The sequence below is a fragment of the Xanthobacteraceae bacterium genome (assembly GCA_019454205.1).
GTDB lineage: Bacteria > Pseudomonadota > Alphaproteobacteria > Rhizobiales > Xanthobacteraceae.
The window spans coordinates 407,615-427,526 of the sequence record CP075369.1; the positions used below are offsets into that span (position 1 = coordinate 407,615).

At 63.2% G+C, this 19,912-nt stretch carries 20 protein-coding genes; 11 read left to right on the forward strand and 9 right to left on the reverse strand.

The window, feature by feature from the left end; translation table 11 throughout:
* Positions 1–22 precede the first annotated feature (22 nt).
* Positions 23–424 (forward strand): GtrA family protein, encoded by a 402-nt coding sequence (locus KF794_01950; protein QYK45497.1) that lies wholly within the window; start codon positions 23–25, stop codon positions 422–424.
* Here the strand turns inward: KF794_01950 and KF794_01955 are convergent.
* The 5 genes from KF794_01955 to KF794_01975 form a co-directional block, all read right to left on the reverse strand.
* Positions 421–1,392, reverse strand: a complete 972-nt coding sequence (locus KF794_01955) for an ATP phosphoribosyltransferase (protein QYK45498.1) — start codon at positions 1,390–1,392, stop codon at positions 421–423. The two genes, KF794_01950 and KF794_01955, sit on opposite strands and share 4 nt — an antisense overlap.
* Positions 1,389–2,522 carry an ATP phosphoribosyltransferase regulatory subunit gene (locus KF794_01960; protein QYK45499.1) on the reverse strand — a complete coding sequence of 378 codons (1,134 nt, stop codon included), beginning with the start codon at positions 2,520–2,522 and terminating at the stop codon, positions 1,389–1,391. Before KF794_01960 ends, KF794_01955 begins: the two co-directional genes overlap by 4 nt.
* Before the next feature lie 70 nt (positions 2,523–2,592).
* A complete protein-coding gene (gene hisS / locus KF794_01965) occupies positions 2,593–4,071 on the reverse strand; it encodes a histidine--tRNA ligase (protein ID QYK45500.1) in 1,479 nt (492 codons plus the stop codon).
* Position 4,072: 1 nt separating this feature from the next.
* Positions 4,073–4,441 carry a DUF1304 domain-containing protein gene (locus KF794_01970; GenBank protein QYK45501.1) on the reverse strand — a complete coding sequence of 123 codons (369 nt, stop codon included), beginning with the start codon at positions 4,439–4,441 and terminating at the stop codon, positions 4,073–4,075.
* Between the two features lie 114 nt (positions 4,442–4,555).
* Positions 4,556–5,986, reverse strand: a complete 1,431-nt coding sequence (locus KF794_01975) for a sigma-54-dependent Fis family transcriptional regulator (GenBank protein QYK45502.1) — start codon at positions 5,984–5,986, stop codon at positions 4,556–4,558.
* Between the two features lie 161 nt (positions 5,987–6,147).
* Here KF794_01975 and KF794_01980 point away from each other — a divergent pair, with 161 nt between their 5' ends.
* Entirely contained in the window at positions 6,148–6,474 is a 327-nt protein-coding gene (locus tag KF794_01980; protein QYK45503.1) for a hypothetical protein, read from the forward strand.
* Positions 6,475–6,502: 28 nt separating this feature from the next.
* Entirely contained in the window at positions 6,503–7,846 is a 1,344-nt protein-coding gene (locus KF794_01985; protein QYK45504.1) for an aspartate aminotransferase family protein, read from the forward strand.
* Here the strand turns inward: KF794_01985 and KF794_01990 are convergent.
* Positions 7,830–8,444, reverse strand: a complete 615-nt coding sequence (locus KF794_01990; GenBank protein QYK46550.1) for a ferric reductase-like transmembrane domain-containing protein — start codon at positions 8,442–8,444, stop codon at positions 7,830–7,832. The two genes, KF794_01985 and KF794_01990, sit on opposite strands and share 17 nt — an antisense overlap.
* 20 nt (positions 8,445–8,464) lie before the next feature.
* Positions 8,465–8,959 (reverse strand): Twin-arginine translocation pathway signal, encoded by a 495-nt coding sequence (locus KF794_01995; protein QYK45505.1) that lies wholly within the window; start codon positions 8,957–8,959, stop codon positions 8,465–8,467.
* Between the two features lie 172 nt (positions 8,960–9,131).
* Here KF794_01995 and KF794_02000 point away from each other — a divergent pair, with 172 nt between their 5' ends.
* Together KF794_02000 and KF794_02005 are read left to right on the forward strand one after the other, a co-directional pair.
* Complete coding sequence (locus KF794_02000) at positions 9,132–10,511, forward strand: EAL domain-containing protein (protein QYK45506.1); 1,380 nt, start codon at positions 9,132–9,134, stop codon at positions 10,509–10,511.
* An 81-nt stretch (positions 10,512–10,592) separates the two neighbouring features.
* Positions 10,593–11,438, forward strand: coding sequence for a TIGR01459 family HAD-type hydrolase (locus tag KF794_02005; protein ID QYK46551.1), 846 nt, complete (start codon positions 10,593–10,595; stop codon positions 11,436–11,438).
* A gap of 6 nt (positions 11,439–11,444) precedes the next feature.
* On the opposite strand, the gene KF794_02010 is transcribed toward KF794_02005, so the two are convergent.
* A complete protein-coding gene (locus tag KF794_02010; GenBank protein QYK45507.1) occupies positions 11,445–11,978 on the reverse strand; it encodes a chemotaxis protein in 534 nt (177 codons plus the stop codon).
* A gap of 20 nt (positions 11,979–11,998) precedes the next feature.
* Positions 11,999–12,385 carry a response regulator gene (locus KF794_02015; protein ID QYK45508.1) on the reverse strand — a complete coding sequence of 129 codons (387 nt, stop codon included), beginning with the start codon at positions 12,383–12,385 and terminating at the stop codon, positions 11,999–12,001.
* Positions 12,386–12,570: 185 nt separating this feature from the next.
* On the opposite strand from KF794_02015, the gene KF794_02020 reads away from it, so the two are divergent.
* From KF794_02020 to KF794_02045, 6 genes are all read left to right on the forward strand, one after another.
* On the forward strand, positions 12,571–13,029 hold the full coding sequence (locus KF794_02020; GenBank protein ID QYK46552.1) for a MaoC family dehydratase: 459 nt from the start codon (positions 12,571–12,573) through the stop codon (positions 13,027–13,029).
* 63 nt (positions 13,030–13,092) lie between these two features.
* A complete protein-coding gene (locus KF794_02025) occupies positions 13,093–14,067 on the forward strand; it encodes a bifunctional riboflavin kinase/FAD synthetase (protein QYK45509.1) in 975 nt (324 codons plus the stop codon).
* A 46-nt stretch (positions 14,068–14,113) separates the two neighbouring features.
* A complete protein-coding gene (ileS, locus tag KF794_02030; protein ID QYK45510.1) occupies positions 14,114–17,041 on the forward strand; it encodes an isoleucine--tRNA ligase in 2,928 nt (975 codons plus the stop codon).
* Positions 17,016–17,567: a signal peptidase II gene (locus tag KF794_02035; protein QYK45511.1), complete on the forward strand. Its 552-nt coding sequence runs from the start codon at positions 17,016–17,018 to the stop codon at positions 17,565–17,567. The genes ileS and KF794_02035 overlap by 26 nt, the downstream gene beginning before the upstream one ends.
* 50 nt (positions 17,568–17,617) lie before the next feature.
* A complete protein-coding gene (locus KF794_02040; protein ID QYK45512.1) occupies positions 17,618–18,451 on the forward strand; it encodes a hypothetical protein in 834 nt (277 codons plus the stop codon).
* A 100-nt stretch (positions 18,452–18,551) separates the two neighbouring features.
* Positions 18,552–19,901, forward strand: a complete 1,350-nt coding sequence (locus tag KF794_02045) for an insulinase family protein (GenBank protein ID QYK46553.1) — start codon at positions 18,552–18,554, stop codon at positions 19,899–19,901.
* Positions 19,902–19,912 lie beyond the last annotated feature (11 nt).

Consider the following 19,912-nt stretch of genomic DNA (forward strand, 5'->3'; position numbering starts at 1 on the left):
GCCCGTTCCTCCGGGCGATTCCATGCGCGCATTACTGAAACAGGTTTTCTCGTTCGGCCTGATCGGCTTCGTGAACGCGGCGATCGACGCTGCCGTGTTCTTCACGGTCTATCATACGCTGACCGAGAGCCTCGTGGCGGCAAACGTCTGCGCCTGGCTGGTCGCGGTGACCTGCTCGTATTTCCTCAATTCGCGTTTTACCTTCGGCAAGCAGCCGCGGCTGAAGGACTACCTGTTCTTCGCCGCGACCCAGACCGGAGGGCTGGTCGCGAACACGACGGCGCTGGTGGTGGCGGTAAAGCTGCTCGCACCATTCGTCGATGCGTCGGCCGCGCTGGTGCTCGCCAAGATCATCGGCATCGGCGCGGGCTTCGTGGTGAACTTCACGCTCGCGCGTTTTCTGGTGTTCCGCGCGCCCAACTAGGCGAGCCGCGCCGCCAGCTTGTCGTACAGCGGATTGTCGCGCGCGAAGACATATTCCGGCGCGGACACGATCACGGTCTCCGCGCCGCGTTCGCGCAGGAACAGCGTGAGGTCGTGCAGCGTCGCGGGCGGGCAGAGCAGCGTCAGCATGCCCGAAGAGGTCGGCGGGCCGAGCGGTGAGACGACGCCGAAGCGGCCCTTCGCTTCCGCCAGCATTTCCGCGTCCGCGCCTTTGAAACGCAGCCGCACCTCGCGCATGGTGCGCGCGCGCCGTTCGGCGGCGATGCGGTCGAGCAATAATTGCGCGATGCGCTTTGCTTCCGCGCTCCAGTTCGCGCCGATCGAGGCGACAAGGTTGGCCTGCGAGCGCAGCATCACGCCGTCGTCGATCACCTTCAGGCCATTGCCTGCAAGCGTCGCGCCGGTCGTGGTGATGTCGACGATGAGTTCCGCCGTGCCTGCCGCGGGCGCGCCTTCGGTCGCGCCAAGGCTTTCGACAATGCGGTAATCCGCGATGCCGTGACCCGCGAAGAAGTTTCGCGTCATGTTGACGTACTTGGTCGCAACGCGCATGCGCGCTCCGCGTTTCGCGTGAAACGCGGTCGCCACGTCGTCGAGATCCTGCATCGAGCGCACGTCGATCCATGCCTGAGGCACGGCAACCACGACATTCGCAAAGCCGAAGCCGAGGCCTTCGAGCATCACGATGCGCTCGTCCGCGTTGGGGATCGACTCGCGAATTAAATCCTCGCCGGTGACGCCGATGTGGATGGTGCCCTGCGACAGCGAGGTCGCGATGTCGGCGGCGGAAAGATACGCGACCTCGACACCGGGAAGTTCGGGAATGGTGCCGCGGTAATCGCGTCCGCCGCGGCCCTGCACCAGCGACAGGCCCGCGCGCCCGAAGAACGCATGCGCGTTCTCCATCAGGCGGCCTTTGCTCGGCACGGCAAGAACGAGCGCGCTCATTTCGCACCCGCTTTTTCGAGTTCGGCGACCCATGCGGCGAAACCGACCGCGGGCACCGGCGTTGCATTGCCGAGAAGTGTCAGCAGCGAGTCATAGCGTCCGCCCGCGACCAGCGGCCAGTTCACGCGCTCCGCGGGATCGTAGAGTTCGAACACCATGCCGGAATAATAATCGAGCGCGCGGCCGAAAGCGGTCGCGAAACGGATTTTCGCGACGTCGATTCCGGCGGCAGCGAAGAAGCCCGCGCGCTGCTCGAAGAAGTCGAGCGCTTCCGTGAGATCAAGGTTTGCGTCGTTCGCGAGTGCGCGCAGCGAAGCCAGCGCGTCGTCGGGGTCGCCCGCGATGCGCAGGTATTTTTCCAGCACCGTGCTCGCTTCCGGCGCAAGACCCGCAGTCGCGCCGCGCGAGGCCTGTTCCAGAAAGCGCTCGGAGATTTCCTCGACCGTGCGGCCGCCGACCGCGGAGATGCCCGCGATGGAAAGAATGTCGGAGACGAAAGCGCGCGCTTCGCGCGGGTCCGCGCCTTCCAGCGCGGCGAGCACGCCCGCGTGGGACTTGCGCGGGTCCTTCACGCCCTTGAGGTTCGCGAGATCGGCTTCCAGCGTGCCGGTGCGGTTGAAGTCTTTCAGTAGCCGCCGCTGCCATACCGGCGGCAATTTCAACGCCGCGACCAGCGCCGAGAACAGGCCGACATCGCCCATGCGGATCGCAGGCGCATCTACGCCAAAAGCACGTGCGGATTCGAGCGCGAGCGCGAGACATTCCGCGTCGGCTGCCGCCTTGTCCTCGCGGCCGAGCTGTTCGATCCCGCCTTGCAGATATTCGCCGCTGCCGCCGCCGCGGTCGCGGAACACCGGGCCGAGGTAGCAGTAGCTCGCTGGACCGCCGGTGCCCTTATTCATGTGCGCGCGGCAAACCGGGATGGTGAGGTCGGGGCGCAGGCAGAGTTCGTCGCCGGTGGAATCGGTGAAGGTAAACAGGCGGCGGCGCAGTTCCTCGCCCGAAAGCTCGAGGAAAATCTCGGCCGGTTGCAGGATCGCCGGCTCCACGCGCGCATAGCCCGCGCGCTCGTAGAGTTCTACGAGCACGGCGCCGGAGCCGTTCTTGCCGTTGGTCGTGCCTGTCGTCATGGCGCGGGCTTGTAGCAGGGAGTGGGGAGGGGCGCTATCGCGCTTCGAGCGGAAGGTTAGGGGCGTCCGGTCAATGGATACCGTGCCGCTTGAGCACTTCCTGCACGGTCTCGACCAGCTTGTCGGCGCTGACGGAGAACTGCGCCGGGCGCGAAGCGCGCCATTCGGCGTTCGAGGCGATGGCTTCCGCCGCCTTCTTGCCGTCGATCAGATCCTTGATCTGCACTTCGCCGTTCGCCAGTTCGTCGCCGCCCTGGATGACCGCGACCGGCGAGTTGCGCTTGTCGGCGTATTTAAGCTGGTTGCCGAAGTTCTTCGGGTTGCCGAGATAGAGTTCGGCGCGGATGTTGGCGAGGCGCAGCGCCTTCACCATCGCCTGATAATCGGCGATGCGATCCTTGTCGAACACGGTGACGACCACGGGGCCGTATTCCGGTTTGTCGTCGATTTTCTTAAGCGCTTTCAGCGCCGCTAACAGACGCGACACGCCGATTGAAAAGCCGGTCGCGGGTACAGGCTCGGCGCGGAAGCGTGCGATCAGTCCGTCATAACGCCCGCCGCCGCCGACCGAGCCGAAGCGGACCGGATTTCCCTTCTCGTCTTTCGTCTGGAAAGTCAGTTCGGCCTCGTAGACCGGGCCGGTGTAATATTCGAGGCCGCGCACGACGGCGGGATCGACGATCACGCGGTTGCTGTAATCGGAAGCCGCAAGCAGCTTGCTGATCGTGATCAGTTCCTCAATGCCTTCCTCGCCCGCGGGGGAGAGCTTCACGTTCTCTTTTATATTGGTGACGGTCTCGCGGTTGCCTGCGCCACGCGCGGACACGAATTTCAGGATCGCGTCGATACCACCCGCGTCGAGACCCGCGCCCTTGGTGAAGTCGCCGGACTCGTCCTTGCGTCCCGCACCGAGCAACTGCTTCACGCCTTCGATGCCGAGACGGTCCAGCTTGTCGATGGCGCGCAACACGGTGAGGCGCTGTTCAGGCGCGATGTTCGCCGCGTCCATCACGCCGTCGAGCACCTTGCGGTTGTTGACCTTGATGATGTAGTCGCCGCGCGCAATGCCGAGCGCTTCCAGCGTATCGGCGGCCATCATGCACATCTCGGCATCCGCCGCGACCGAAGCCGCGCCGACCGTATCCGCGTCGAACTGGAGAAATTGGCGGAAGCGGCCCGGACCCGGCTTCTCGTTCCGGAATACATGGCCGAAGCGATACGAGCGATAAGGTTTCGGCAGCGCGTCGAAATTCGCGGCGACGTAGCGCGCGAGCGGCGCGGTCAGGTCGTAGCGTAGCGAGAGCCACTGTTCGTCGTCGTCCTGAAACGAGAACACGCCTTCGTTCGGCCGGTCGCTGTCGGGCAGGAATTTTCCGAGCGCTTCGGTGTATTCGATCGCGGGGGTCTCCACCGCCTCGAAGCCGTAGCGCTCGTAGACGCGGCGGATCGCGTCCGTCATGTCGCGCAGCGCGCGCAATTCGGACGGCCCGCGGTCTTCGAGGCCGCGGGGCAGGCGGGGCTTGATCTTGTTTTTCTTGTCGTTGCTCATTTTACCTGTTCGCCAGCCAGACAAAGAGCAGCGCAATCGCAGCCGGCACCGTCTGGATCATGATGATGCGCGACGAAACGCTGTAGCCGCCATAGAGGCCGGCCGCCATCACGCACAGCAGGAAGAAGACCTTGAAGTGGAATGCCACCGCCGGGTTCGAGGCGATCAATCCGTAGACCAGGCCCGCGGCGAGGAAGCCATTATAGAGGCCTTGGTTGGCGGCGAGCACGGCGGTCGCCTGCGCCTGTTGCGCGCTCATGTTGAAGGCGCGCAGGCCCGTCGGCGTGGTCCACAGAAACATCTCCAGCACGAGAATATAGGCGTGCAGCGCGGCGACGAGGCCGACCAGAATGTTCGCAATCAATGCCATGGGAAGTCCCCGGACGGCGAAATGCCGTCATCGGCGGGTGGTAAAGGAGCAAGGCCGTGGCGGCAAGTTCTGCTCGCCGTCCCGGCTTCGCTTCGTCCGGCAGGGCGTCGAGAGCTACTCCTGCACCCAGCTCTGCATTTTCCGGTAGATCGTGGACGGCGCGATTTCCAGCGCGGCAGCGGCCTTCTGCGCGTTGCCGTCGAAGGCCTTGAGCGCTTCCTCGATGATACGCTGCTCCTGTAGCCAGTACGGGTCGATCGACGGGCTGGCGACGCGCGGCAGCGGTCCCGTATCGCGGGCAGCTTCGTGAGCCGCGCCGACCGGCAGGTCGAGCATCGCACCGGTGACTTCCGCGCCGTCATGGAGCACCACGACGCGGCGGATGACGTTCTGCAACTGGCGCACGTTGCCCGGCCAGCGATAGGCGAGCAGCGCGCTTTCCGCTTCCGCGTCGAAACCCGCGAATGCCCGGCCTTCTTCGCCCGCGAAACGCGCGAGGAAAGAACGCGCGAGCAGAAGGATGTCGCCGCCGCGCTCGCGTAGCGCAGGCAGGTTCATCGGCAGCACATGCAGCCGGTAATAGAGATCTTCGCGGAAGCGGCCCGCTTCCACTTCCGCTTTCGGGTCGCGGTTGGTGGCGCAGACGAAACGCACGTTCACCTGCTGCTCCTTCGAGCCGCCGACGCGGCGGAAGGTGCCGGTCTGGATGAAGCGCAGCAGCTTCGCCTGCAACGCGATATCCATTTCGCAGATTTCGTCGAGGAATAGCGTGCCGCCGTTCGCAAGCTCGGCCGCACCCGCGCGGTCCTCGTGCGCGGAAGTGAAGGCGCCTTTCACGTGGCCGAAGATTTCGCTTTCCATCAATTCTTTCGGGATCGCGCCGCAGTTGAGCGCGATGAACGGGCCGTTGCCCGCGCGCGAACGCGCATGGATCGCCTCGGCGCAGACTTCCTTGCCGGTGCCGCTCTCGCCGGTGACGAAGACCGGCGCTTTCGACGGCGCGATGCGCGCGATCTGCGCATAGACTTCTTTCATCGTACCGGAAGCGCCGATGAAGCCCTCGAAGGTTTCGTCCGTCTCGTGCGCGGGCATTTCCGCAACCGCCACGCGGTGCGAGTTATGTTCGCGCAGGCGAGCGAGCAGGCGGCGCGCAAATTCTTTCGGCTGGAACGGCTTGACGACGAAGTCGTTGACCCCGGCGCGGATCGCCTCCACCGCCGCCGTGACCGAACCGGTGGAAGAAGTCGCGACCACAGGCCCGTGGATGCCGGCTTCGCGCAGCCCCGCGATCATTTCCATGTTCGCGGAGAGCGCGCGGCGGTCGAAGGTCACGACCGCGGCCGCGAAGGAAGCCTTCCGGGCGGCCGCCACGGCATCTTCCGCGCGCTCGGCCTCGACGATTTCGAGCGGCAGCGGAGATACGCTTGCCAGCGCTTTCGCGAGCAGGCGGCGGGTGGGCGGATCGTGATCTACGACGAGAACACGGGCGGGCTGAGACGCAGACGCAACGCGATTTGGCTCGGACGAGCCGTTATTCCTTACCATTACCGGGCGACCCCTCGACGCGGACTGGTTACAGGCGTGGCCTTCTGGAAACGCCCTATTTCGAGGGTGACCTTCGCAAAACAGGGTAAACAAACCTTTGCCAAGGCTAAGAATTAGGCGTCTAAACGGACTTTCCGTTCGCCCGGTCGAGGGAGTTTGTGATGCCGGTTCGCGTGCCTGCCGCTGCTGCGGTGGTTTTGCTGTCGTTCACGCTAGCGGCAGGCGCAGCCGACAAGACCTTCAACCTGACTTGCGAAAAGCTCAAAGTGCGGATCACGGTGGATGTGGACGGGTCAAATATCTGGCGCGGGAAAACCGCGAAGCTGCAGATCGGCGACCGCGAGCCGCAAACACTGAACAAGCAGGAAGCGGGCGTCGGCGAGTATCTCTATTCCAACGGAAATTTCGAATTTCACAATTTCCGTAAAATCACCACGCTCAGCGACAAGAAAAAGAAAAACGCTTTCTACGATTGTGACTGGAAATAACGGGAACGAGTAGCGCCGAGGAAACACAATGTCCGTTGCCTACGATTTCGACGCCAAGTACGCCCCGAACGATCTCGAGTCGTTCTGGATTCCCTTCACCGCCAATCGTGCCTTCAAGAAGCGTCCGCGCCTCGTCATCGGCGCAAAGGACATGCACTACACCGCAGCGAACGGCCACAAGGTGCTGGACGGTGCTGCCGGCCTGTGGTGCATCAATCCGGGCCACAACCGCGCGCCAATCGTCGAAGCGATCCGCACGCAGGCGGCGGAAATGGATTTCGCGCCCTCGTTCCAGTTCTCGCATCCGAAGGCGTTTACGCTCGCATCGCGCATCGCGGAGCTGGCGCCCGGCGACCTCGATCATGTCTTCTTCTGCAATTCGGGTTCGGAAGCGGTCGACACCGCGCTCAAAATCGCGCTCGCCTATCACAACGTCACCGGCAACGCCTCGCGCACGCGCCTGATTGGCCGCGAGCGCGGCTATCACGGCGTCGGTTTCGGCGGCATTTCGGTCGGCGGCATGGTCGCGAACCGAAAGCAGTTCGGCACCGCGCTCGGCGGCACCGACCACATGCGCGCAACCTACGATCGCGAGAAACAGGCCTTCTCGAAAGGCGAGCCGGAATACGGCGCCGAGTTTGCGGAAGATTTGGAACGTCTCGTCGCGCTGCATGACGCTTCGACGATTGCAGCGGTGATCGTGGAGCCGATGTCCGGCTCAACCGGCGTGGTGCCTTCTCCGAAGGGCTACCTGAAGCGGTTGCGCGAAATCTGCGACAAGTACGGCATCCTGCTCATCTTCGACGAGGTGATCACCGGCTATGGCCGTCTTGGTCACGCCTTCGCGGCGGAACGCTACGGCGTGGTGCCCGACCTCATCACCTTCGCAAAGGGGATCACCGCCGGATCGGTGCCGATGGGCGGCGTGATCGCGCGCAAGGGAATCTACGACGCCTTCATGAAAGGCCCGGAGCACGTCATCGAACTGTTCCACGGCTACACGTATTCGGCGCATCCGCTCGCCGTCGCGGCCGGTATCGCCACGCTCGATCTCTACAAGGAAGAAGACCTCTTCAACCGCGCGAAGAAGATCGAGCCGCTATGGTACGACGCGGCGATGTCGCTCAAGGGAACGCCCGGCGTACTCGACATCCGCTGCGTCGGTCTCACCTGCGGCATTGATCTTAGCCCCCGCGCCGATGCGCCGGGCAAGCGCGGCTACGAGTCGCTCGAATACGCCTTCCACGATCTCGGCATCATGATCCGCGCCGCAGGCGACACGCTTTGCGTTTCGCCGCCGCTGATTGTTTCGGAATCGCAGATCGGCGAAATTTTCGAGAAGCTCGGCAAGGTGATCAAGGCGATTCAGTAGGCCGCGTCACGCGCTGTTTTCGCAGCCAGAGGTCGGCAAAGACCTTGACGGTCGCGGCGACAACAAGCGCACAAAGTGCTGCCTTCGACATCGTCTCCATCGTGCCTTCGATCAGCATGCCGTGGACGACGCTGCCGCCGACGATGATCGCGGCCAGCGACGCATGCGTGATGCGCCACGTCCGCAGTTCAAGCCTACGGCGGAGCAGGGCAAGCAATGCAGTGGCGAAGATTGCCCACATCGCAACCACGCCGAACGGCGAGAACAAGGTCGGCGAACGGAACAGAAGTGCGTCCAGCATGTCTGGCGGACTGGTGATCCAAAGTCCCGCGACATGGACAATGATCGCTGCAACCAGCGCGCCGCCGATCCAGTGATGCACGCGCCGCGCGCGATAGGCCGATAGCCCCGGCAAGTAACCGGCAATCAATAAAGGCTGAACCAGCAGCAGACCCAGCCCGATAATACCCGCGAAGCAGGCCGCGATATAAATTGCATCGCGCCATTGCAGATACGGGCTTGTTGCCGCGAGCGCGATTGGCGCGCAGATCGCGGCTGCAAGGACGGCCCAGATCAAGACAGTACGCGCCGGCCCCATCTTTTCGTTCACGAAAGCGGTCAGGCCGGCTGCAGGACGAAATGCGCTTCCAGGCTGGTGTCCTTCGCGCTCCGCATGATGGGACGGAGAAACACGGTTTTGAATTCGCCGCTGTCGTAAGCGAGATGCCCGTGCGGCTGGCCGAAGATGGGAATGATCTGCGGCATTTCGAGACGGAATGCACCGTTCTTGTCGGTGAGCGTCGCGCCGTGGCTGCGCTTGTCTTCCTCGCGGCCTTCGACCGTATGCGCCCAGATCTGGATGCGTTGCCCTGGCAGCGGCATCCCGTCACCCGCGCGGCGTACGGTGCCGGACATGACGAAGCCGCCATTGCCGATGCGCTCGACGATCGGAGCGCCCTTGTTGTTGTGGTAGTTGTTGGCTCCGCCCGGCATCGACGCGGTCGGCGCCAGGCCCTGCGCGCTGGCAGGCAGCAACAGCCCGGATGCGCCCATCGCCACGAAGGAACCGCCGGTTGCGAGCAGGCTGCGGCGGTTGAGGTTCAAGCTGGTCATGTTGTTCTTCCTCGCGGGCCTACCCTCGCTCACCTGAGCGTGCAAAATGTACCGCGATTGCGGCCGATTTCCAGTTTCGGGAAGCGATCCATCAGCCCGCGCTTTCGCGGGGCTGCCCCTTCGCCTATGATTCGCCCGGGAGATTCGGGGGCCAAACCCCGGATCGGCAGGAGTGGCGGCTCCTCGCGCTATGTTCGGCAAAGGCTTTTTCTTCATCGCGGCCTGCATGGCGCTGATTGCGGCGTCAGCGGGAGCCGTATTGCACTACGCCGCGGGTATTTCCGCGGTCGAAGCTGCGTTTGCCGCGCTCGCGCTTCTGTTCGGTCTCCTCACCGCGGAAGCCGTTTCCGCCCGCGCCCGCGACCGGCTGGAGAATAACGAGCGCATCGAAGGCCTTGCCCGCGCCTCCGCCGACATTGCCCGCGAGATCGGCGAACTAAATCAACGCATCGCGAAACTCGAAGCTGCGCCCGCCGCCGACATGAAGGCGCAACTCGAACCGCTTGCCTCGGAAATCGGCGACCTTGCCGTGCTGATCGAGGAACTCGCCAAGACGGTGGCCGATCACGACAACCAACTCGACCAGCGTGTGATGTTCGGGCCGGCCGAACCTTCGGCAGCGCCCGCTTCTCCCGATGCGCCCGCCGCCCCGGCCGTGAAAACCGCTGCGCCGAACAATCCGCTGGTCAATCTGACCGAGGCTTCGATCTCGGCCTTGATCGATGACGCGCTCTCCGCGCAGCGCATGGACGTGCACCTGCAGCCCATCGTAACGCTGCCGCAGCGCAAGGTCCGCTTCTATGAAGCGTTTTCGAGGCTGCGCCTTCCCGAAGGCAAGCTGATCGACGCCGCGCACTTTATTCCTGCCGCGCGCGCGACCGGCATCATTACCCGGATCGACACGCATCTGGTGGAAAACGCGATACAACTTGTTCGGCGTTTTGCGGCGAAGTCGCGCGAGATCGGCGTGTTCATGAATCTCGCGCCGGAGACGCTCGCAGACCGCGCGGCGATGGCGCAGATTTTCTCCACCCTCGAAGCGAACCGCGCGATCGCGCCCTCGCTGGTCATCGAGATTGCGCAGGGCGATATCCGCTCGCCGAACGCTGCTTTGCGCGAGAGCCTGCTGCAACTGAACGAGCGCGGTTATCGCTTCTCGGTCGATCACGTCACCGATTTGCACATCGACCCGCAATCGCTGTCGGATCGTGGCGTGCGTTTCCTGAAGATTCCGGGCGAGGTCATCCTCGCGCGCGCGCCGCAGACGGGCGCGCAGGTGCATCCCGCCGATCTCGCCGATCTGCTCGGCCGCTATGGTATCGACCTCATTGCGGAGAAGATCGAAACCGAGGCCACCGTGGTAGATCTGCTCGACTACGATCTCTGCTTCGGACAGGGCTATCTGTTCGCGCCGCCGCGCGCGGTGCGCGCCGAAGTGCTGAAAGGCGAGATTGCGGAATTCCCGGCGCAGAAGGTAGCTCCCGCCGAGCAACCGGCTCGGCCCGCGAACGATCTGGCGAAGCTCGCCTCCAAGTCAGTTCGCCGCGCCTGACCGTTTCAGCAATCGCTTGCCTTCCACGGCGGATTTGTGCGAACTCCGCGCGCCGTGAACAAATCTCCCATCACCGCCGCGATCCCGCCCGAGCTCCCGCAGTTCCGCACGCTGGCGCCAAATTACGACCTCATCCTCAGCGACGTCTGGGGTGTCGTCCATAACGGACAGAGCGCCTACGAGGCCGCCTGCGATGCGCTGAAACGCGCCCGCGCCGCCGGGACGACCGTCCTGATGATTTCCAACGCGCCGCGCCCCGGCGAGATCGTCAAGAAGCAGATTGCCCGCTGGGGCGTGCCAGCCGATTGCTACGACGACATCGTCGCATCCGGCGACGTCGCGCGCGCAGAACTCGAAAAACATCCCGGCGCGAAGATTTTCCACCTCGGCCCGGAGCGCGACCTGCCGAATTACGACGGGCTGGATGCGACGCTCGTCGGCGAGGAGGCGGCCGAGATCGTGGTGGTCACCGGGCCGTTCAACGACGAAGTGGAAACGCCGGATGACTACCGCGAGATGTTTGCGAGAATGCGAAAGCGCAATCCGCTGATGCTCTGCGCGAACCCCGACCTCGTGGTCGAGCGCGGCGACAAGCTGATCTGGTGCGCCGGCGCGCTGGCGGCGGTCTACGAGGAGCTTGGCGGCAAGGTGATCTATGCCGGCAAGCCGCATGCCCCGATCTACGACATGGCTTATGCGCGCACGGCGCAGCTACGCGGAAAAAGCGTTCCGAAAGACCGCGTGCTCGCTATCGGCGATGGCGCGCGCACCGATTTGAAAGGTGCTGCCTTGCAGGGCGTCGATTGCCTGTTCGTGACCGGCGGCATCCATGCTGCGGATTTTGCGGAAGAAGGCGATCGTGCCGCTCAGATTTTTGCCGAGCAGGCTGCCTGGCCGCTGGCGACCGTGCACCGGCTGGCGTGGTGAGCGGCGTCAGCCGCGCGAGGCCCGGAGGCCTTCCAGAATATCGTCGATCGCGGACTGAGCGTTCCGGTCCTTGCTCTCGCCGGGACCGCTGAGCAGCAGGTCGCGGTCGCGCGCCGCCATCTTTTCTTCGTGCTCGCTGGCGAAACCGGTTTCGTCCGCGATACGGGTATAGTTTGCGAAGCGCGAGACGCGGGTTTCGATTTGTTCCAGCGTCTTCACGACACGGCCGATGCGCTGGCCGGTAAGGTCCTGAAACGCGCAGGCTTCGAACAGCGCCATCATCTCCTGTTCGACGAAGCTCTTGTACGCATCCGGTTCGGAGATGCCGCAGGCGAGCACGCTTTCTGCGATCCGCATGATTTCGTTGGTGGCACCTTCGGTCGCGTTGACCACGCCGGCGAGTTCCTCGCCGGCCGCGGGTATCTTTCGCAGGTGAATCTCGTTCGCCTGCAGCACGCCGATTTCCTTGCGCAGCGCGACGATATAGTCGGCGATCTTGCGCAGTTCCTGTTCGAGTTCGTGATCGTTGAAAATCGGCATGATGGCTCGCGGTTGCTCGCTTACTGCTCGGTGAATACAGCGTCGATCTTGTTCTTCAGGGTTGCCGCGTTGAACGGCTTGACGATGTAGTTGTTCACGCCGGCCTTCTTGGCGGCGACGACGTTCTCGGTCTTGGATTCGGCGGTGACCATGATGAACGGTGTTCTCGCGAGGCCCGGATCGCCGCGCACTTCGCGCAGCAGCTCGTATCCGGTCATCGGTTCCATGTTCCAGTCGGAGATCACGAGGCCGTATTTCTTCTCGCGGAGCTTGCCGAGCGCTTCCTTGCCGTCCGCAGCCTCGTCCACGTCTTCGAAGCCGAGCTGCTTCAGCAAATTGCGAATGATCCGGATCATCGTCTTGTAGTCGTCGACGACGAGGATAGGCATGGCTTGGTCGGCGGCCATCATTCTCTCCGCGTAGTTCCCCCGGGCCCCGTCCTGGCAGCCCTTCTTGGCCCCTTTCGCTAACAAAACCGGCTTGCCATCGGGTTAATTCACTTTTTCCGACCTATGGGTTATTGCGTTGCACCCGGTTTTTGCGTTGCCATAGGGTTCTGGGGAACCTTGGGCGAGGGCTGGATTTGAACGAGATGCTGAACGCGGCGGCGCTGAAGCCGCTCTATTTCGAGGATCTCAAGGTAGGCATGCGCGAGCAGCTCATGCGGACCGTGATGGATGAAGATGTCGTCGGCTTTGCCGAGCTGACCGGCGACCACAACCCGGTCCACCTCTCCGACCTCTATGCCCAGAAGACCGTATTCGGCCAGCGCATCGCCCACGGGCTTTATACGGCGAGCCTGATTTCCGCGATCCTCGGCACCAAGCTGCCGGGACCGGGTGCGGTCTACATCTCGCAGACCGTCGATTTCCACGGCCCGGTGAAGATCGGCGACGTGGTGACGATTTCGGTCGAGGTGGTCGAACTGATCGAGAAAGGCCGCCGCGTGGTGCTTTATTGCGAGGCCATGGTGGACGGCCAGCGCGTGCTCGACGGACAGGCGGTGGTTTCCGTGCCCAGGAAGCCGGTGCCGAAGCAGCCGCCTGCGTAAGGCGCGGCAAGCGAAACCTTGACTCCATTGCCGTTGAGCCGGTTTATCGAACCGGCTGTGGCAATGAATATTCCTCTTTCGCTTCCGCAAGATTTTTCTGTGATCCGCGACGGCGGCACCGTGCCGCCGGCGCTCAAACGCGGTTTCGTCGCGATCGGCAATTTCGACGGCGTGCATCGCGGGCATCAGGCGGTGATCGAGGCCGCGCGCGTGCAGGCCCACATGATCCCGCAGAAGTCCTGTGTGCTCGTGCTTACCTTCGAGCCGCATCCACGCACTTTCTTCAAACCGGACGCGCCAGTGTTTAGGCTTACCCCGGAGCATGCGAAGCTGCGGCTGTTCGCGGCGAACAACCTCGTCGATGGCGCAGTGGTGTTGCAGTTCGATAAGGCGCTCGCCGCGCTGAGCGCGGAGGATTTCGTTTCCAAAATTCTGGTGGACTGGCTCGGGATCGCGGGCGTCGCGGTCGGCCACGATTTCCATTTCGGCAAACAGCGGCAGGGTACGCCGGAATTCCTGATTGATGCGGGCAAGCGCTACGGTTTCGAGGTCGAGATTGTTGCTCCGCTCAATGACGGCAGCGAGCCGGTTTCGTCGGGCCGGATTCGCGACGCACTCGAAGCCGGTGACATCGCGCGGGCGAACGAATTGCTTGGGCACCCTTGGTTTGTCGCAGGCGAAGTGATCCACGGCGAGAAGCGGGGGCGCGAACTCGGCTTCCCGACCGCGAACATCCGACTCGATCCCTCCTGCAAGCTGCGCCACGCCATCTATGCGGTGCGCGCCCATGTCGGCGGCAAGGTTTACGACGCGGTGGCGAGCTACGGCCGCCGCCCGCAATTCGACAATGGCGCGCCGCTGCTGGAGACCTTCCTGTTCGATTTCGCGGGCGACCTTTACGGGCAGGAGATGACGGTCGAGTTTGCCGGCTTCATCCGCGCGGAAGGTAAATTCGAAAGCCTCGATGCCCTCGTCGCCCAGATGAACCGCGACAGCGAGCAGGCGAGGGCGATTCTGCGTCAGGCTGGAAAGGCCTGATTCCGGCTGCTAGAAGGCGGCCACATTCCAAGAGACCCGATCCCCGATGGCCAAAGAGAAGAAGGACGGTCCCGATTACTCGGAGACGCTGTTCCTGCCCCAGACCGATTTTCCGATGCGCGCCGGTTTGCCCCAGAAGGAGCCGGAGATTCTTGCGCGCTGGCAGAAGATCGATCTCTACAATCTCATGCGCGCGAAGGCAAAAGGCCGCGAGAAATTCATTCTCCATGACGGCCCGCCCTATGCGAACGGCAACATCCACATCGGGCACGCGCTGAACAAGATCCTGAAGGATCTGGTCACGCGAACGCACCAGATGCTCGGCTTCGATTCGAACTACGTTCCGGGCTGGGACTGTCACGGCCTGCCGATCGAATGGAAGATCGAGGAGCAGTACCGCGCCAAGGGCAAGGACAAGGATCAGGTCGAGATCAACGAATTCCGCCGCCAGTGCCGCGAGTTCGCGCAGCACTGGATCGACGTGCAGCGCGAGGAGTTCAAGCGCCTCGGCGTCGAGGGCGACTGGAAGCATCCGTACACCACGATGAGCTTCGACGCGGAAGCCACGATCGCGCGCGAGCTGATGAAGTTCGCGGCGAACGGCACGCTCTATCGCGGCTCGAAGCCAGTGATGTGGTCGGTGGTGGAGAAGACCGCGCTCGCGGAAGCCGAAGTGGAGTACGAGGATTACACGAGCGATACGATCTGGGTTAAATTTCCGGCGCCGACCGGCGAAAACGTCGTGATCTGGACGACGACTCCATGGACGATCCCCGGCAACCGCGCGGTGAGTTTTTCGTCGCGGATCAATTACGGTGTCTATGAAGTGACGGCCGCCGCCGCCGACAATTGGGCGAAGCCGGGTGACAAGCTGATCCTCGCCGACAAGCTCGCGGAAGCGGTGATGAAATCCGCGCGCGTCGAGAGCTTCAAGCGCCTCGGCGCCGCCGATCTTAAGTCGATCAACTCGCTCGCCCATCCGCTGCGCGGCAAAGGATATGACTTCGACGTCCCGCTCCTCGACGGTGACCACGTCACCGACGAAGACGGCACCGGCTTCGTGCACACCGCGCCCGGTCACGGCCGCGAAGACTTCGACATCTGGATGGCGAACGGCAAGCAACTCGCCGAGCGCGGCATCGACACGCATATTCCCTTCACCGTTGATGCCGACGGCGCGCTTACCAAAGAAGCGCCGGGCTTCGAGGGCAAGCGCGTCATCGACGACAAGGGCAACAAGGGCGACGCCAACGACGCCGTCATCAAGGCGCTGACGGAAGCGAATGCGCTGATCGCGCGCTCGCGTCTCAAGCATCAATATCCGCATTCGTGGCGCTCGAAGAAGCCAGTGATCTATCGCAATACCCCGCAGTGGTTCATCGCGATGGACAAGAAGATCGCGGCCTTCGACGCCACGCTGCGCACGCTGGCGCTGAACGGCATCAAGGAAGTGAAGTGGGTACCGGCCGCGGGCGAGAATCGCATCAACGGCATGATCGAGAACCGCCCCGACTGGGTGATCTCGCGCCAGCGCGCATGGGGCGTGCCGATCGCGGTGTTCGTCGACAAGGACACCGGCGAAACGCTGCTCGATGAGCGCGTCAACGCGCGCATCGTGGAAGCCTTCCGGAAAGAAGGCGCGGATGCATGGTTCGCGGACAAGGACGGCGCGCGCTTCCTGAAACCCGACTTCGATCCCGCGAAGTTCGAGAAGGTGAATGACATCCTCGATGTCTGGTTCGACTCCGGCTCGACCCACGCCTTCACGCTGGAAGATCCGAAACAGTTTCCGCAACTTGCCGGCATTAAGCGCAAGCGCGACGGCGGCAAGGATACGGTGATGTACCTCGAAGGTTCGGACCAGCATCGCGGCTGGTTCCATTCTTCGCTGCTGGAGTCCTGCGGCACGCGCGGACGCCCGCCCTATGACGTCGTGCTCACCCACGGCTTCACGCTGGACGAGCACGGCCGCAAGATGTCGAAGTCGCTCGGCAACACGGTCGATCCGCAGAAGGTCATCAAGGAAAGCGGCGCGGATATTCTGCGCATGTGGGTCGCCGCGACAGACTATTCCGACGACCAGCGCATCGGCCCGGAAATCCTGAAGACCACGGTCGATACCTACCGCAAGCTGCGCAACACCATGCGCTGGATCCTCGGCTCGCTGCATCCTTTCACCGAAAAGGATCGCGTTGCGTTCGAGCAGATGCCGGAGCTTGAAAAGCTCATGCTGCACCGTCTCGCTGAGATGGATGCGGTGGTGCGCAAGTCCTATGCGGATTTCGACTACAAGCGCGTCTTCGCGTCGCTCGCGCAGTTCATGACCGTCGATCTGTCGGCGTTCTATTTCGACATCCGGAAAGACACGCTCTATTGCGACCCGATCTCATCGCTGGCGCGCAAAAGTTGCCTCACGGTGCTCGATCACACCTTCAAATGCCTCACCACATGGATCGCGCCGATCCTTTGCTTCACCGCGGAAGAAGTATGGCTCTCGCGGTTCCCCAGCGAGAACGGTTCGGTGCATAACGAAGTTTTCCCCGAAGTGCCGGCAAGCTGGAAGAACGAGGCGCTCTCCGAGAAGTGGAGAAAAATCCGCACCGTGCGTCGCGTCGTCACCGGCGCGCTTGAAATCGAGCGCGCGCAAAAGCGCATCGGCTCCTCGCTTGAGGCCGCTCCGCATATCTTCATCGCCGACAAGGAATTGTTCGAAGCCTGCAAGGGCATCGACATGGCCGAGGTCTGCATCACTTCGGACGCGAAGATCGAGGGCGGCGAGGGACCGCAGGACGCTTTCCGCATGCCGGAAGTCGCGGGGGTTGCCGTCGTGCCCGTGCGCGCCGAAGGGACGAAGTGCGCCCGCTCGTGGAAAATCTCGAAGCTGGTCGGCGCCGACAAGGAATATCCGGACGTAACGCCGCGCGATGCGCAGGCGCTTCGCGAATATCATGCCGCGCGCAAAGCAGCCGGATAATATCCGCGCAAGCGAAGGCGTAGAGGAATCCGCCACGCCGCTGCCGCGTTTCTTCCGCCTCGGCCTCGCGGTTGCAGCGATCACGCTCGTACTCGATCAGGCCTCGAAGTATTTCGTGCTTTACGAACTCGACCTGATCGGACGCGGACGCATCTATTTCGCGCCGTTCTTCGATCTTGTCCTCGCGATGAACCGCGGCATCTCCTATGGCCTGTTTCCGCAGGATGGCGAGGTAGGCCGCTGGGTGCTGTTCACGATCAAGATCGCCGCGTCGGTCCTGTTCCTGTTCTGGTTACGCAGGGCTGGTTCCGCATGGATTGCGGTGGCGCTCGGGTTCCTGATCGGGGGGGCGCTGGGAAATGCCATCGACCGGGCGGTGCAGGGCGCGGTTGTGGATTTCGTGTCGCTCCATGCGGGCGGATTCCGCTGGTACATCTTTAATTTAGCGGATGCTGCCATCGTTGCCGGGGTAATCGGGCTGCTGTACGATCTGGTTTGGCCTAAGGCCTTGAAATCGCCGCCATAGCGGGCGATTTGAGCCGGGTTCCGGACCCCTGTTGAGTATTTGAGGGAAGCATGGCCGAGCGGCGTTTCTGGCTGATTTTACCGGCGTTTGCAGTGGCTTTCGGGCTGCTGGGAGCGATTCCGGCGAAGGCCCAGCTGTCGGTCCCGCCGACTACGCAGGACGAGGATGAGGACGAACCCTCTTTCTTCGCCAAGGCGCTGGGTGCCGCGGGCATCATCCAGCTGCCCGGCTCCGGCAACGAGATCAATTATCAGGAACGTCCGCCGCTGGTTTTGCCGCCGACGGTTAACAGCCTCGCGCCCAATCAGGTGCTGGCACCGGCTCCGCAGAACTTCCAGGCCGATCCCTGGAACTTCAATGCGCCGAACCAGAGCCTGACCCCCGATTACGCACCGCCGCCTGCAGCCAACTTGCAGCTTCCGCCGCCGGTCGAACCCGGTTCCGTCCGGTTGCGCAATCCGGATTTCCCGGTGAACCCGGAAGACCGCATTGCCGAGCGGAAAAAGAAAAAGAAGAAGGGTACGCCGCGCACCGACCCGTTCTACTCGGGCCGCCAGCTGAGTCCGCAGGAATTGAGCCAGACCGCACCGGTCGCGGCGACCGGCAATCCGAAATCGGTCGATCATGATCGCTCGCCGGGCATACTCACGCGTCTTAGCCCCAGCGAACTTGGTTTTAAGGGCTGGGGTAACAAGGACAAGGAACAGCCGCGCGCTGTATTCACGGGCGAACCGGACCGCCAGTCGCTGACGCAGCCGCCGCCGGGCTATCAGACGCCTTCGGCAAACGCGCCCTACGGTTCCGTGTCCGAAGAAAAGCAAAAGGCTTCGCAGAAGCGCGATCCGTACGCGCCGCGCGGTCCCACACTTCCGGGCGAACGCTGACAACACGGTCTCGCGGCAGGATACTTTGTGCCGCGAGACATGCTGTCTGGTGGCCCGGCCGAACTTCCCCGGAGATTCTCTAACCGTGCCAAGGTTCATCATGCAGACGATTGCCGCCTGTGCGGTCGCCGGAACGGCTGCTCTTGCCGCCGCCAGCCCGCTCCGCGCTCAGCCAGCGGGTACGCAGATCACCGAATTCAAACTCGCGAACGGCCTCGAAGTGATCGTCATTCCCGATCATCGCACGCCGGTTGTAACCCACATGGTCTGGTACCGCGTCGGCTCCGCCGACGAAACGCCGGGGAAATCCGGTCTTGCGCATTTCCTCGAACATTTGATGTTCAAGGGCACCGAGAAGAATCCGGCCGGGCGTTTCTCCAAAGTGGTCGCCACCATCGGCGGCCAGGAGAACGCTTTCACCTCGCAGGACTACACCGCCTATTTCCAGCGCGTCACCAAGCCAAACCTCGAACAGGTGATGGAATTCGAGGCCGACCGCATGACCGGCCTGAAACTCACCGATGATGTGGTACTGCCGGAGCGCGAAGTCGTGATCGAGGAGCGCCGCACGCGCACCGACAACGATCCCGCCGCGCAGCTCGCGGAAGCGCTCACCGCCGCGCTCTATGTGAACCATCCCTACGGCCGTCCGATCATCGGCTGGCACCATGAAATCCAGAAGCTCGATCGCGAGAACGCGCTCGAATTCTATAAACGCTTCTATACGCCGAATAACGCGGTACTGGTGCTCGCCGGCGACATCGACGCCAACGAAGCGCGCAAGCTCGCGGAAAAGACTTACGGCAAGGTCGCGCGTCAGTTCGAAGTTGCGCCGCGCGCGCGTCCCATCGAGCCGGAGCCGCGGGTACACCGCCGCGTAACGCTCGCCGACATGCGCGTGAGCCAACCCTCGCTCTCGCGTTACTATCTTGTGCCGTCATACCGCACCGCGCCGGGCGAAGCGGAAGCGCTCGAAGTGCTCGCGCAGATTCTCGGTGGCGGTCAGACCAGCCGTCTCTATCAGTCGCTCGTGGTGGAGAAGGGCATCGCTGCGAATGCGGGTGCCTGGTATCAGGGCACTGCGCTCGATGCGACGCGCTTCGCCGTTTACGGCACGCCGCGTCCCGGCGTTTCGCTCGAACAGGTCGAGACTGCCATCGATGAAACCATCGAGGCGCTGATCAACGGCACCATTGGCGCCGACGAACTCGACCGCGTGAAAACGCGGATCGTGGCGAGCGCGATTTTCGCGCAGGATAATCAGGTCTCGCTCGCACGCATCTATGGCGCGGCCCTGACAACTGGCCTCACGGCCGCTTCCGTGAAGGAATGGCCCGCAAAGATTCGCGCGGTAACGCCGGAAGCGGTCCGCGACGCCGCGAAGAAATGGCTCGATCTGCGCCGCGCCGTCACCGGTTATCTCGTGAAGCCGGGGGAGAAGCGCTCGTGAGCGCATTCGCA

Excerpts from the sequence above, each read along its gene's own strand:
- KF794_01950 (QYK45497.1), top strand. The coding sequence starts at position 23 with ATGCGCGCATTACTGAAACAGGTTTTCTCGTTCGGCCTGATCGGCTTC.
- KF794_01955 (QYK45498.1), bottom strand. The coding sequence starts at position 1,392 with ATGAGCGCGCTCGTTCTTGCCGTGCCGAGCAAAGGCCGCCTGATGGAG.
- KF794_01960 (QYK45499.1), bottom strand. The coding sequence starts at position 2,522 with ATGACGACAGGCACGACCAACGGCAAGAACGGCTCCGGCGCCGTGCTC.
- hisS (QYK45500.1), bottom strand. The coding sequence starts at position 4,071 with ATGAGCAACGACAAGAAAAACAAGATCAAGCCCCGCCTGCCCCGCGGC.
- KF794_01970 (QYK45501.1), bottom strand. The coding sequence starts at position 4,441 with ATGGCATTGATTGCGAACATTCTGGTCGGCCTCGTCGCCGCGCTGCAC.
- KF794_01975 (QYK45502.1), bottom strand. The coding sequence starts at position 5,986 with ATGGTAAGGAATAACGGCTCGTCCGAGCCAAATCGCGTTGCGTCTGCG.
- KF794_01980 (QYK45503.1), top strand. The coding sequence starts at position 6,148 with ATGCCGGTTCGCGTGCCTGCCGCTGCTGCGGTGGTTTTGCTGTCGTTC.
- KF794_01985 (QYK45504.1), top strand. The coding sequence starts at position 6,503 with ATGTCCGTTGCCTACGATTTCGACGCCAAGTACGCCCCGAACGATCTC.
- KF794_01990 (QYK46550.1), bottom strand. The coding sequence starts at position 8,444 with ATGGGGCCGGCGCGTACTGTCTTGATCTGGGCCGTCCTTGCAGCCGCG.
- KF794_01995 (QYK45505.1), bottom strand. The coding sequence starts at position 8,959 with ATGACCAGCTTGAACCTCAACCGCCGCAGCCTGCTCGCAACCGGCGGT.
- KF794_02010 (QYK45507.1), bottom strand. The coding sequence starts at position 11,978 with ATGCCGATTTTCAACGATCACGAACTCGAACAGGAACTGCGCAAGATC.
- KF794_02015 (QYK45508.1), bottom strand. The coding sequence starts at position 12,385 with ATGGCCGCCGACCAAGCCATGCCTATCCTCGTCGTCGACGACTACAAG.
- KF794_02020 (QYK46552.1), top strand. The coding sequence starts at position 12,571 with ATGCTGAACGCGGCGGCGCTGAAGCCGCTCTATTTCGAGGATCTCAAG.
- KF794_02025 (QYK45509.1), top strand. The coding sequence starts at position 13,093 with ATGAATATTCCTCTTTCGCTTCCGCAAGATTTTTCTGTGATCCGCGAC.
- ileS (QYK45510.1), top strand. The coding sequence starts at position 14,114 with ATGGCCAAAGAGAAGAAGGACGGTCCCGATTACTCGGAGACGCTGTTC.
- KF794_02035 (QYK45511.1), top strand. The coding sequence starts at position 17,016 with ATGCCGCGCGCAAAGCAGCCGGATAATATCCGCGCAAGCGAAGGCGTA.
- KF794_02040 (QYK45512.1), top strand. The coding sequence starts at position 17,618 with ATGGCCGAGCGGCGTTTCTGGCTGATTTTACCGGCGTTTGCAGTGGCT.
- KF794_02045 (QYK46553.1), top strand. The coding sequence starts at position 18,552 with ATGCAGACGATTGCCGCCTGTGCGGTCGCCGGAACGGCTGCTCTTGCC.